Origin of the sequence: Romboutsia sp., assembly GCF_051659545.1 — a bacterium.
Taxonomy (GTDB): domain Bacteria; phylum Bacillota; class Clostridia; order Peptostreptococcales; family Peptostreptococcaceae; genus JBOFOR01.
Window position 1 is genome coordinate 12,732 of sequence record NZ_JBOFOR010000077.1, and the last position, 12,305, is coordinate 25,036.

The window sequence follows — 12,305 nt, forward strand, 5'->3', positions numbered from 1 at the left end:
GATAATATGAATCAGAATAAAGTGGCATTAAAAAACTTTACAGAAGAAGAAATGAAAGAATTTATGAAGACAATAGGAGAAAAGCCTTTTAGAGGAACTCAGATATTTTCGTGGATTTATAAAGGAGCCAAAACTTTTGAAGATATGAATAACATTCCTAAAAATCTAAGGACTAAATTAGAAGAGGTTTCTTATATAGGAACTATAAAACAAGAACTTAAACTAGAGTCCAAAAAAGATGGAACTAAAAAATATCTTTTTGAATTGAATGATGGCAATATAATAGAAACTGTAATGATGGACTATGAAAGTAGAGTAACTGTATGTGTATCTAATCAAGTTGGTTGTAGAATGGGTTGTAGATTCTGTGCATCTACAATAGATGGATTAGTTAGAAATCTAGAGCCATGGGAAATACTAGACCAAATCATGCATATACAAGAAGACAATGGGAAGAGAGTATCAAACATTGTTTTAATGGGAAGTGGAGAACCTTTAGATAACTTTGAAAACACTAAAAAGTTCTTACAACTTGTAAATGAAAAAAATGGACTAAATATAGGATATAGACATATAACTTTATCTACTTGTGGGATAGAACCAAAAATGAGAGAATTAGCAGATTTAGGTTTACCTATAAATCTTGCTCTTTCGCTACATTCTCCTTACGATGAAGCAAGAAAAGAAATTATGCCTATAGCAAATGCATATTCAGTTAATGAAATAATAAATGCTTGCAAATATTATATTGAAAAAACTAATAGAAGAGTTACATTTGAGTATTCACTAATAAAAGGTGTAAATGATTCTGAAAAAGAAGCATTAGCCTTAGTGAAGCTTTTAAAAGGTATACTATGTCATGTAAATATAATACCTATAAATAAAGTAGAAGAAAGAGAATATGAGAAGCCAGATAAAGCATTTGTTTACAAGTTTAGAGATATACTAGAAAAAAACAATATACCAGCTACTGTTAGGATATCTATGGGCTCTGATATTAGTGGAGCTTGTGGTCAGTTAAGAAGAAAACATAAGTAGCTTTAAGGGGGAAGTCTTATGATTTATAGTTGTATCTCCCATATAGGAAAAGTAAGGAAAAATAACGAAGACTACTGTAAGGGCGAAATTATAGATACAGAGCGTGGATCTATAGGAATCTTTGCTTTGGCTGATGGAATGGGCGGTCATAACAAAGGTGAAGTAGCAAGTAAATTAGCTGTAGAAAATATAATCTGTTTCTTAAAAGAGAATTTATTGCAAAGTAACAACATAAAAATTGATTATGTAGATGATATAATCAAGCAAGCTTATAATAATGTTAATTCTATTATTCACAAAAAATCAATGGAAGATTTAGAGTTTGAAGGAATGGGTACAACACTTACAACTGCTATTTTATACAAAGATAATTTGTATGTGGCAAATGTAGGTGATAGTAGATGTTATTTATTTCAAGATGATAAATTAGAAAAAATAACAGTAGACCACTCTATAGTAGAAGAACTTATAAGAGCTCATGTTATTACGGAAGAAGAAGCTAAAACTCATCCAAGAAGAAATCATATAACAAGAGCTATGGGCACTGATGAAATGGTTATTGTAGATATCTTTAAGCGTAAGCTAAATAGAGGAGATAGAATTCTTCTAGCAAGTGACGGTTTGACAGGGTTTGTAGATGATTTTCTTATAAAAGAAATAATTGAAAAAGAAGATGAAATAGAAATTTTAAGTGAACAATTAATAAATATAGCCAATGACATTTCAGGTAGGGATAATATTTCGGTTATATTGATAGAAGATATTTAGGACGGTGATATAGTGGGAGAGACTGTTTTAGGAAACAGATATGAAATCATCAGAAAAATTGGTGATGGAGGAATGGCTTTCGTCTACGAAGCTAAGGATAGATTGTTAAACAGGACTGTAGCTGTAAAAGTGCTTAGACCTGAATTTGTAGATGATGAAGAGTTTTTAGGTAAGTTTAAAAGAGAAGCAGAAGCGGTAGCAAGCTTATCACATCAAAATATAGTGAATGTATATGATGTAGGAGAAGACGGAAAAGTTCACTATATAGTAATGGAATTTATAGATGGACAAAATCTAAAAGAAATAATAAAAGATGAAGGAACATTAGATGAATATACTGCATTAGACATAGCAAAACAAATAGCGATGGCACTTAGTGCAGCACATAAAAAAGGCATTATACATAGAGATATAAAGCCTCACAATATACTTATATCTAATGAAGGAAGACTAGTTAAGGTGGCTGATTTTGGTATTGCTAAAGCTGTATCTAATTCAACAGTAACTAACATTGGTAGTATAATAGGGTCTGTTCACTATTTTTCTCCAGAGCAAGCTAAGGGTAAGTTTGTAACTAATAATGCGGACCTTTATTCTCTAGGAATAGTTTTATATGAAATGTTAATAGGTAAAGTTCCTTTTAGAGGAGATAGTCCAATTTCAATAGCGCTTCAACATATAAATGATGATATAGAATTTACACCTGAAGAGAAAGTGAGTATACCTCAAAGTGTAAGAACTATAATTAAAAAATTAACTGAAAAATCTAGTGATGATAGATATCAAAGTGCAGAAGAATTAATAGAAGATATAGAGTATATAGAAAAAAATATAGATTTAGACTTTATCAAAGAGTACGACAATTTTGCTACTCAAAAAATTGATGAAAAAGAATTTAGTAGGGCTACAAAACATCAAATTACTCCAATTCACATAGAAGATGAAGACGAAGAGGAATTTGAAGACGAAGAGGAATTTGAAGAAGTAGTAAAGCCTAAAAATCAAAAGGCGAATAAAAAATCAAATAAGGATTCCAAAAAAAGTAGAAAAAGGCTAAAAATAGCGGCTATAATATTAGGTTTAATATTGCTGATTCAAGGATTCTTTATAGCTAAATTTGCATTATCTGGAAGTTTAGGAAATGCTGTAACAGAGGAAGGTACGCTGACTACTCCAGATGTACAAAATATGTCCTTAGAAGATGCTCAAAGAGAACTTGATAAATTAGATTTAAAAGTATCTTGGAGAGATGAGTACAATGCAGATGTAGAAAAAGGTGATGTAATATCTCAAACTCCTTTACCAGGATCAGATATTAAAAAAGGAGATATTGTAAACTTAGTATTAAGTAAAGGTTCTAAAAGTGCAGAGGTTCCTAATGTAGTAGGATTTACACTTGGAGAAGCTGAAACTATATTAAAAGATAATAAATTAAGCTTAGGAAATATAAAGTATGAATATAATGACACTTATAAAAATGGTGTTGTACTAAGACAAGATCCTAACTCTGGAACTTCTAGTGTAGAAGAAGGAGAAAAAATAAATCTAGTAGTAAGTAAAGGTCCTAAGGAAGTTGAACCAGAAGCAACTCCTGAACCAGAAAAACCTACGCTTCCACCTAATCCTGGCACTGGAGGAAGTGGAACTGGAGGAGGAAATACTGGATCTGGCAACTCTGGTGGTACAGATACTGGTGGTACAGATACTGGAGGAGGAGATAACGGATCAGGTGACTCAAATAATGGGTCAGGAAGTACTAAACCTGATGGAGATGGGGACTCAGGTAGTGGAGAAGGGGATACAGGAAATGATACAGATACTGGAACAACTCCAAATCCTCCTACAACACAAACACCATAGATAAAAGGTAATTATAATATGTAATTTGTAAAAGTCCAACTTATTATAGTTGGGCTTTTACAATATAAATAAAATCAAAACATAAAGTTATTATGATATTATATAAAAATAGGATACAATATTTATATGAGTTAAAAATTTAAGGAGGCAATAAATGATAAATGGAAAAATTATTAAAGGAATAGGGGGATTTTATTACGTAGATACTGAAAATGGTCTTTATGAATGCAGAGCTAGAGGAATATTTAGAAAAGATAAAATAACACCTTTAGTTGGAGATAGAGTAGCTATAAGCGTAGTGGATGAAGAAAATAAAAAAGGTGTTGTAGAAGAGATAAATAAAAGGGATACAGAGCTTGTAAGACCACCTATAGCTAATGTAGATAAGGCTTTGATAGTTTTTGCTATAAAAAATCCTGCGCCAAATTTATCTCTATTAGATAGATTTATAGTATTAGCAGAAAAAGAAAATTTAGAAATCGTAATAGTATTGACTAAGGCAGATTTAGATGATGGAAGTATTTTACAAGAAATACAAGGCATTTATGAGCTTAGTGGATATAAAGTAATTCCTGTAAGCAATAAAACTAAATTAAATATAGATAAAATAAAAGATGAACTAAGGGGTAATGTAGTAGTATTTGCAGGGCCATCTGGAGTAGGTAAGTCGAGTTTATTAAATGAAATAGATAAAAATTTTAAACTTCAAACTGGAGAAGTTAGTGAAAAAATAAAAAGAGGAAAACATACAACTAGACACGCAGAACTTTTAAAGTTAGAATGTGGAGGTATGGTTGCAGATACTCCAGGATTCAGTTCATTAACTCTTGATGATATAGGCGAAGTTGAACTAAAAGATTACTTTATCGAGTTTAGTGATTTTAATGATTGTAGATTTGGTTCAAGATGTATACATGAAAAGGAGCCAAATTGTGCAGTTAAAGAAGCAGTACAAAATGGAGACATACCTAAGAAAAGATATGAAAGCTATATACAACTACTAAACGAAATTAGACAAGGGAGAAGGAGATATTAAAATGATAAAATTAGCACCATCAATATTATCAGCAGATTTTGCTAGATTATTAGAAGATGTAAAAAAAGTAGAAAATGCAGGATGTGAATATTTACACATAGACGTAATGGATGGGCATTTTGTGCCTAATATTACTTTAGGTCCAGGAATAGTAAAATCTTTGAGAAAAGACGTTAATATGGTATTTGATGCTCATTTAATGATAGAAAATCCAGATCAATATATAAAAGAATTTGTGGATGCAGGTTGTGACTTAATAGTAGTTCATCAAGAAGCTTGCAGACATTTACATAGAACTATACAAAATATTAAATCTTATGGAATAAAAGCAGGAGTTGCGTTAAATCCAGCTACACCTATAGAAACTATAAAACATGTAGTACAGGACTTGGACATGGTTCTTATAATGACGGTTAACCCAGGGTTTGGAGGTCAATCATTTATAGAAAGTATGATACCTAAAATAAAAGAGTTAAAAACGTTGATAGATAGCCAAAATCTAAGTGTAGATATACAAGTTGATGGTGGTATAAAGCCAGATAATGTAGCTGAAGTAGTAGAGGCTGGAGCTAATATAATAGTTGCAGGGTCAGCTATATTTAATAGTGAAGATATACAAAAGTCAGTAGACTTATTTAGAAAAAATACAAATAAAATAGGATAATATTATGAAAATTTGTATTGTTCTAAATGGAGAAATAAAGGATTATAAAGCTACAAAAGGTATTATGCTTAAAGAAAGTTACGATTATATAATATGTGCAGATGGAGGGGCAAATCATACATACAAGATGAATATTGTACCACATTATATAATCGGCGATTTAGATTCTATAGATAGTAATATAATTAAACATTACAAAGAATGTAATGTGAAATTTGAAAAATTTCCAACTAAAAAAAATGAAACTGATTCAGAAATATGTATATACTTAGCAGAAACATTAAAAGCGAAAGAAATACACTTAATAGGTGCATTAGGAGGTAGAATAGACCACACTATTGCAAATATAAACCTTTTATATTATATAAAAAATAAGGGGATTATACCCAAAATTATTTCTGAAAAAGAGGAAATGTATATAGCTATGAATGAAGAAATAACCATAAGTGGAGAAAAAGGAAATATAATTTCTGTAATACCTACAAATGGAGATGCAAAGGGTGTAACCTTAAAACATTTAGAATATCCATTAGAAAGGCATTGTATGAAGTTTTCAGTACCTTTAGGGATATCCAATGTAATGACTAAGGATATATGTAGTATAAGAGTTGATGAGGGTAGTTTGATTATAGTAAACAACAAATAAAGGATAGCTTTTAGCTGTCCTTTTTTGTTGTTATAAAATTTTTGTATTTAAAAAATAGGACAGGTCTAATTATAAAATATTTTGCATAAATTTAAATTATAGAAGCAAACTTAAAGATTGATAAAACACATAGGAGAGATTTTTTATGAAAAACAATTCAAAAAGTTTATTAGGTATAATATGCTTAGCCACAGGAATTGCTGTAATATTATCTATGATACTTCCTAACTGGATTTGGACAGTGCTTACGGCATTTGTCCTTATTGGATGTGGAATATTATTTTTTCTATATTAAAAATATCAGAATAAGAGTTGTTTTTTACATAAGAAAAAAATAGAAATCATATAAAATATAATGAGGGGGAAAATATTATGAAAATGGTAACAATAACATTACCAAAATGGATGTCAAATATAATTTTAAAGTTTATGAGAAATGGTAAAAAGAATTAAAAAGTATAAAAGCCTACTTTGAAAAAGTAGGCTTTTATGTAAGCAATTAAGCTCTCTCAACTTTACCAGAACGTAAACATCTAGTACAAACTTTTACTCTCTTAGGAGTACCATCTATTATAGCTCTAACGTTTCTTAAGTTAGCTGACCATGTTCTTTTGTTATGTCTATTTGAGTGTGATACTTGGTTTCCAGAAACCTTTCCTTTACCACATACGCTACATATTTTTGCCATTCGTGTACACCTCCTTAAAATGATAACTGATTTAAAGACTAAAAACATATTTATCTTAACATAAATACTAAAAACGTGCAATAGAAATATATATTTGCTTTACACATATTGAAGAATTTCTTGTTATCATATAAAATTATATATATAATTTTGTATAAAGTAAATATTAAACAAGAAATAGTAAATATTTTCTTTTTACAATTGATCCAAGATTTATTAGAAAAATTGGACCGGTTTAAATTATACCATATTTATAGTATTATATGTTATATATTTTTCTATAATATTATAATAAGACAAAGTTTTTCTCATTATTTGAGAAAAATAAAAAAAAATTAAGAAAAATAAAAATAAACTTAAGGGGGTCAACCATGAGTGTAAAGGTAATGAACCAGTATGGAAGTATAGAAATAGATAAGCAAATTATATCTCAAATAGCGTATAGAGCAGCTATGGAAAGTTATGGATTAGTAGGACTGGCATACAAATCTAAAGGTATAGTTGAATTATTAAAAGGTGAAAATGCTTTTAAAGGTGTTTCAGTAGAAGAATTAGAAGATAATACTATAGCAATAGAACTTTATGTTATACTACAATATGGAACAAATATATCAACAGTTGCAAATAACATAATTGATAAAGTAAAATATACAGTTGAGAAACTAACTTCAACAAAAGTAAGTAAAATAGATATTAATGTTCAAGGTATCAGAGTGAAGTAATTTAGGAGGAAAAATATGATTCAATATATAGACGGAAAAATGTTAAGGGAGATGTTTGTATCAGGTGCAAACAATCTTCAAAATCATAGAGACTTAGTAGACAGATTAAATGTATTCCCTGTTCCAGATGGGGATACAGGAACTAATATGTCACTTACTATCTCATATGCTATGAAAGAATTATCTAAAGCAGAACAAGACGATATAACTACAATAGGAAAGGCACTATCAAAAGGTTCTTTAATGGGTGCTAGAGGAAATTCAGGAGTTATATTATCACAAATAATAAGAGGATTTTCTAAATCAATAGAAGGTAAAGATAAAATATCAACAGAAGATTTAGCAAAAGCATTAAAAAATGGATCTGATACGGCATATAAAGCGGTTATTAAGCCAATAGAAGGAACTATACTTACCGTGGTAAGAGAGAGTGGAGAATATGCTGTAAAGACTTATAAAAAAGAAAAGGACTTAATAGCATTTTTAGAAATGGTAATTAAAGAAGCTAATGCATCTTTAGAAAGAACTCCAGACTTATTAAAGAACTTAAAAGACGCTGGTGTTGTAGACTCTGGAGGTAAAGGGTTAGTTCTTCTATATGAAGGAATGCTTGCTACGCTAAAAGGAAAATCTATAGAAATACAAGATACTAACTCTAACGAAGTACAAAATGTTGAAGTTATAACAAATCCAATAAACACTGAAGATATTAAGTTCTGCTATTGTACAGAATTTATATTAGAAAGTAATAAAATAAGTGACACTCAAATAAGAGATATGATGCTTGAATATGGAGATAGTTTAGCTGTAGTAGGAGACGAAGGTATAATAAAAGTTCACGTTCATACTAATGATCCAGGACTTGTCTTACAAGATGCATTAAAGTATGGACAATTAGTAACTATCAAGATAGAGAACATGAAAGTGCAACATGAAAATACATTAGTAGAATCTAATGATGAAATAGCACAAGCGGCAGAAGAAAAAGAATATGGATTTATAGCTACATCAATGGGTGATGGCCTTGCTAAAATATTTAAGGACTTTGGAGTTGACCATATAATTGAAGGTGGTCAAACAATGAATCCAAGTACAGAAGATTTTATGAAGGCAATAGAATATGTAAATGCTAAAAACATATTTATATTCCCTAATAACAGCAACATAATAATGGCTGCAAACCAAGCTAAAGAATTAAGTGAAAAGAACATAATAGTTATACCTACAAAGAATACACCACAAGGGTTTACATCACTAGTGAACTTCAATGGAGATGCAACTGTAGAAGAAAATGAAGGTGCTATGATGGAATCTTTAGGAATGGTTAAATCAGGTCAAGTAACTTTTGCAGTTAGAGATACTGTTATGAATGATGTAGATGTTAAAGAAGGAAACATAATTGGTATAGCAGAAGGTAAATTACTATCAGCAGGAGAAGGCGTAGATGAAATAACAACAACTCTTGTTGAAAAATTAGTAGACGAAGATACTGCAATAATAACTTTATTCTATGGGGAAGAAATAAGTGAAGAATCTGCAAATGAACTTCGTGACTCATTAGAAGAAAAGTTTGAAGACATAGATGTAGAGTTATACTATGGAGGACAGCCTCTTTATTACTACTTAATTTCAGTTGAATAATGATTTTAAAGTCCTGTATAATCTTACTATCTTATGATTATACAGGCTTTTTTACGTTCAAATAAATTATTTAATGGGTGATAACTATGATAGATTTAAACAAAGATATACAATATGTAAAAGGTATAGGCCCTAAAAAAGCATATAAGCTAAATAAATTAGGAATATTTACATTGAAAGACTTGGTGTATTATTTTCCAAGACAATTTGAGGATAGAAATAATTTAAAAAAAATAGCACAATTAGAAAATGAAGAAAAGGCAACCATAAAAGTTGTAGTAGTAGGAATTAGTACTAGTAGTCCTAGAAAAGGATTAAGTTTAACTAAAGTAGATGTAAGAGATGAAACTGGATATGCTAAGTTAGCATTTTTTAATCAACCTCATATAAGCAAAATATTGAAAAGTGGAGATAGCGTACTTGTTTTTGGTAAAGTAAAAAAAGAATTTAAGCAAATTGAGCTAAGTTCTTGTGAAGTAGAACAACTTACTAATTCACCTAAAAAAACTTGTAAAGTAATGCCAATATATCCTCTTACATACGGAGTAACAAATAAGGAAATTATAAGTATAATAAAAAGTATTACAGATAAAGACGATTTTAAAATAAAAGAATATTTACCCAAAATAATAATAGAAAAATACAAGTTGTGCAGTATAGAATATGCAATAAAAAATATTCACTCACCATCTAGCAAAGAAGCATTAAAAGTTGCTTTATACAGAATTGTATTTGAAGAATTTCTAATTTTACAATTGGGACTATTTATGTTCAAAAATGGTTTAGAGCAATCGGATGGAATAAAGTTTTTAGAAAATAATGAATTAAAGCCTGTAGTTAACAGTTTGCCATTTAAGCTTACTAAAGCTCAAGATAGAGCTTTGAATGAGATTATAGCGGATATGAATGATTCTAAAGTAATGAATAGATTAGTACAAGGTGATGTTGGTTCAGGGAAGACTGTAGTAGCTCTTTTAGCCTTAGCAAATTGTGTCTCAAATGGATATCAAGGTGCTTTAATGGCGCCAACTGAAATATTAGCAGAGCAACATTATATTTCTCTTACAGAAATACTAAAACCATTTGGAGTAAAAGTGGAGTTGCTTGTAGGAAGTTTAACTAAAAAACAAAAAGAAAACGTACTAGAAAAAATTAAAAACAAAGAAATAGATATACTAATAGGGACTCATGCTTTAATTGAAGATAAAGTAGAGTTTAATAATTTAGGTTTAGTAATTACAGACGAACAACATAGATTTGGAGTTAGACAAAGAAATAAACTATCAGAAAAAGGTATTAATCCAGACATACTAGTAATGACAGCAACACCAATACCTAGAACACTGGCACTTATACTTTATGGAGACTTAGATATATCTATAATTGATGAGTTGCCTCCAGGAAGGCAACCGATAGAAACTATTTCTCTAGACAAAGACAAAAGAGACAGAGCATATAACTCTTTAGTTAGAAGTGAAGTTGAAAAAGGTAGACAAGTTTACATAGTATGTCCTCTAGTAGAAGAAAGTGAAGCAATAGAAGCGAAGGCAGCTACAGAACTTGTAGAAGAATTAAAGCTAGAGTACTTTAGCGACCTTAGAGTAGGATTACTACATGGTAAAATGAAAGCTAGTGAAAAAGACACTATCATGAAAAGTTTCAAAAATAAAGAAATAGATATATTAGTTTCAACTACAGTTATAGAAGTTGGAGTAAATGTACCAAATGCAACACTTATGATAATAGAAAATGCAGAAAGATTTGGACTAGCCCAGTTACATCAGCTTAGAGGAAGGGTTGGAAGAGGAAGTCATAAATCTTATTGTATATTAATTTATGCATCGAAAAGTGAAGTTTGTAGACAAAGAATGTCCATAATGGAAGAAACCAATGATGGATTTAAAATATCAGAAAAAGATTTAGAAATAAGAGGACCAGGAGAATTCTTTGGAACTAGACAACATGGTTTACCAGAACTTAAAGTAGCTAATATATTTAAACATATGAAAATACTTAAATTAGCTCAACAAGAAGCAAGGTATATAATAGCTCAAGACAAGAAACTACAAAATTTTGAAAATAAAATGTTAAAAGATGAAATAATTAGTAAATTTGAACACTCAATGAAAGAAATTTCGTTAAATTAATCCAAATTTATGTTAAAATATACAAGAGGTGAATAACTTGAGAGTAATATCAGGAAAAGTAAGAGGACTAAAGTTAAATACTCCTAAAAATGATGATGTAAGGCCAACAACAGACAGAGTAAAAGAATCATTATTTAATATAATAAATTCATATATAATAGAAAGTGATATATTAGATTTATTTGCAGGGACAGGCTCACTAGGAATAGAGTGCCTATCAAGAGGAGCAAATAAATGTATTTTTGTAGATATAAGCAAAGAGAGTATAGCTGTAATAAATTCTAATATAAAAAAGGCTAGAGTAGAAAATGAAAGTACAGTTTTAAGCCTAGACTTTAAAAATGCAATAGATAAACTACAAATTCAAAAAGAACAATTTGATGTAATATTTATGGACCCTCCGTATTATAAAGATATGTTTATAGATGCACTAGAAAAAATTGATAATACAAATTTATTAAAAGAAGAAGGAATAATAGTTGTAGAACATGATACAAAACATGTTTTTCCAGATCGTGTAGGAAGATTAGAAAAAACAAGAGACAAGAAATATGGAAGCACGACTTTAACCTTTTATCAAATGGAGGGGTAAACCAAATGGAAAAAAAAATAAAAAAAGCTATTTTTGCTGGAAGTTTTGATCCAATTACTAATGGTCACTTAGATATAATTTGCAGGTCAGCAAAAATATTTGATGAGTTACAAATAGGTGTACTTTATAATCCAAATAAAAAAGGATTATTTAACTTTGATGAAAGAGTAGAATTAATAGAAGCATGTACGAATCATTTAAACAATATTAAAGTTGTAAGTTTCGATGGACTTTTAGTGAACTATTGCAAAGAACAAGGTATAGACACTTTGGTTAGAGGGATTAGAAGTGGAGCAGACATAGAGTATGAATTACAAATGGCTCATATGAATAAAGAACTAAATCCAGACATAGAAACTATTATACTACCTACGAGTACAAAATACTCATATATAAGTTCATCTTTAATAAAAGAAGTATTAGCATTTGATGCAGATATAAAAAATCTAGTTCCAGGGGTAGTTCTAGAAGAGCTAAAAAGAAAAGCAAATAGGGGGAAGTAA

13 protein-coding genes are annotated in these 12,305 nt (G+C 29.7%); 12 read left to right on the forward strand and 1 reads right to left on the reverse strand.

Going from position 1 to position 12,305, the window contains the following annotated elements:
- Window positions 1-6 precede the first annotated feature (6 nt).
- The 7 genes from rlmN (at window position 7) to ACRC03_RS04450 (ending at window position 6,307) form a co-directional block, all read left to right on the forward strand.
- Window positions 7-1,038, forward strand: a complete 1,032-nt coding sequence (rlmN, locus tag ACRC03_RS04420) for a 23S rRNA (adenine(2503)-C(2))-methyltransferase RlmN (RefSeq protein ID WP_438651345.1) — start codon at window positions 7-9, stop codon at window positions 1,036-1,038.
- Window positions 1,039-1,056: 18 nt separating this feature from the next.
- Window positions 1,057-1,806, forward strand: a complete 750-nt coding sequence (locus ACRC03_RS04425) for a Stp1/IreP family PP2C-type Ser/Thr phosphatase (protein ID WP_438651346.1) — start codon at window positions 1,057-1,059, stop codon at window positions 1,804-1,806.
- Window positions 1,807-1,818: 12 nt separating this feature from the next.
- Window positions 1,819-3,666: a Stk1 family PASTA domain-containing Ser/Thr kinase gene (gene pknB, locus ACRC03_RS04430; protein ID WP_438651347.1), complete on the forward strand. Its 1,848-nt coding sequence runs from the start codon at window positions 1,819-1,821 to the stop codon at window positions 3,664-3,666.
- Window positions 3,667-3,820: 154 nt separating this feature from the next.
- Window positions 3,821-4,702: a ribosome small subunit-dependent GTPase A gene (gene rsgA, locus ACRC03_RS04435; RefSeq protein WP_438651348.1), complete on the forward strand. Its 882-nt coding sequence runs from the start codon at window positions 3,821-3,823 to the stop codon at window positions 4,700-4,702.
- Between the two features lies 1 nt (window position 4,703).
- On the forward strand, window positions 4,704-5,366 hold the full coding sequence (gene rpe / locus ACRC03_RS04440; protein ID WP_438651349.1) for a ribulose-phosphate 3-epimerase: 663 nt from the start codon (window positions 4,704-4,706) through the stop codon (window positions 5,364-5,366).
- Window positions 5,367-5,370: 4 nt separating this feature from the next.
- Complete coding sequence (locus tag ACRC03_RS04445; protein ID WP_438651350.1) at window positions 5,371-6,012, forward strand: thiamine diphosphokinase; 642 nt, start codon at window positions 5,371-5,373, stop codon at window positions 6,010-6,012.
- A 145-nt stretch (window positions 6,013-6,157) separates the two neighbouring features.
- Window positions 6,158-6,307 (forward strand): 2-oxoglutarate translocator, encoded by a 150-nt coding sequence (locus ACRC03_RS04450; protein WP_438651351.1) that lies wholly within the window; start codon window positions 6,158-6,160, stop codon window positions 6,305-6,307.
- A 204-nt stretch (window positions 6,308-6,511) separates the two neighbouring features.
- On the opposite strand, the gene rpmB is transcribed toward ACRC03_RS04450, so the two are convergent.
- A complete protein-coding gene (gene rpmB, locus ACRC03_RS04455) occupies window positions 6,512-6,700 on the reverse strand; it encodes a 50S ribosomal protein L28 (protein WP_438651352.1) in 189 nt (62 codons plus the stop codon).
- Between the two features lie 371 nt (window positions 6,701-7,071).
- Between rpmB and ACRC03_RS04460 the strand changes: the two genes are divergently transcribed.
- From ACRC03_RS04460 to coaD, 5 genes are all read left to right on the forward strand, one after another.
- Entirely contained in the window at window positions 7,072-7,422 is a 351-nt protein-coding gene (locus ACRC03_RS04460) for an Asp23/Gls24 family envelope stress response protein (RefSeq protein WP_438651353.1), read from the forward strand.
- Window positions 7,423-7,437: 15 nt separating this feature from the next.
- Window positions 7,438-9,063 carry a DAK2 domain-containing protein gene (locus ACRC03_RS04465; RefSeq protein WP_438651354.1) on the forward strand — a complete coding sequence of 542 codons (1,626 nt, stop codon included), beginning with the start codon at window positions 7,438-7,440 and terminating at the stop codon, window positions 9,061-9,063.
- An 86-nt stretch (window positions 9,064-9,149) separates the two neighbouring features.
- Window positions 9,150-11,210, forward strand: a complete 2,061-nt coding sequence (gene recG, locus ACRC03_RS04470; RefSeq protein ID WP_438651355.1) for an ATP-dependent DNA helicase RecG — start codon at window positions 9,150-9,152, stop codon at window positions 11,208-11,210.
- A gap of 19 nt (window positions 11,211-11,229) precedes the next feature.
- Window positions 11,230-11,802, forward strand: coding sequence for a 16S rRNA (guanine(966)-N(2))-methyltransferase RsmD (gene rsmD / locus ACRC03_RS04475; protein WP_438651400.1), 573 nt, complete (start codon window positions 11,230-11,232; stop codon window positions 11,800-11,802).
- Window positions 11,803-11,807: 5 nt separating this feature from the next.
- A complete protein-coding gene (gene coaD / locus ACRC03_RS04480) occupies window positions 11,808-12,305 on the forward strand; it encodes a pantetheine-phosphate adenylyltransferase (RefSeq protein WP_438651356.1) in 498 nt (165 codons plus the stop codon).

Excerpts from the sequence above, each read along its gene's own strand:
- rlmN (WP_438651345.1), top strand. The coding sequence starts at position 7 with ATGAATCAGAATAAAGTGGCATTAAAAAACTTTACAGAAGAAGAAATG.
- ACRC03_RS04465 (WP_438651354.1), top strand. The coding sequence starts at position 7,438 with ATGATTCAATATATAGACGGAAAAATGTTAAGGGAGATGTTTGTATCA.
- coaD (WP_438651356.1), top strand. The coding sequence starts at position 11,808 with ATGGAAAAAAAAATAAAAAAAGCTATTTTTGCTGGAAGTTTTGATCCA.
- ACRC03_RS04445 (WP_438651350.1), top strand. The coding sequence starts at position 5,371 with ATGAAAATTTGTATTGTTCTAAATGGAGAAATAAAGGATTATAAAGCT.
- rpmB (WP_438651352.1), bottom strand. The coding sequence starts at position 6,700 with ATGGCAAAAATATGTAGCGTATGTGGTAAAGGAAAGGTTTCTGGAAAC.
- rpe (WP_438651349.1), top strand. The coding sequence starts at position 4,704 with ATGATAAAATTAGCACCATCAATATTATCAGCAGATTTTGCTAGATTA.
- recG (WP_438651355.1), top strand. The coding sequence starts at position 9,150 with ATGATAGATTTAAACAAAGATATACAATATGTAAAAGGTATAGGCCCT.
- ACRC03_RS04450 (WP_438651351.1), top strand. The coding sequence starts at position 6,158 with ATGAAAAACAATTCAAAAAGTTTATTAGGTATAATATGCTTAGCCACA.
- ACRC03_RS04425 (WP_438651346.1), top strand. The coding sequence starts at position 1,057 with ATGATTTATAGTTGTATCTCCCATATAGGAAAAGTAAGGAAAAATAAC.
- ACRC03_RS04460 (WP_438651353.1), top strand. The coding sequence starts at position 7,072 with ATGAGTGTAAAGGTAATGAACCAGTATGGAAGTATAGAAATAGATAAG.
- rsgA (WP_438651348.1), top strand. The coding sequence starts at position 3,821 with ATGATAAATGGAAAAATTATTAAAGGAATAGGGGGATTTTATTACGTA.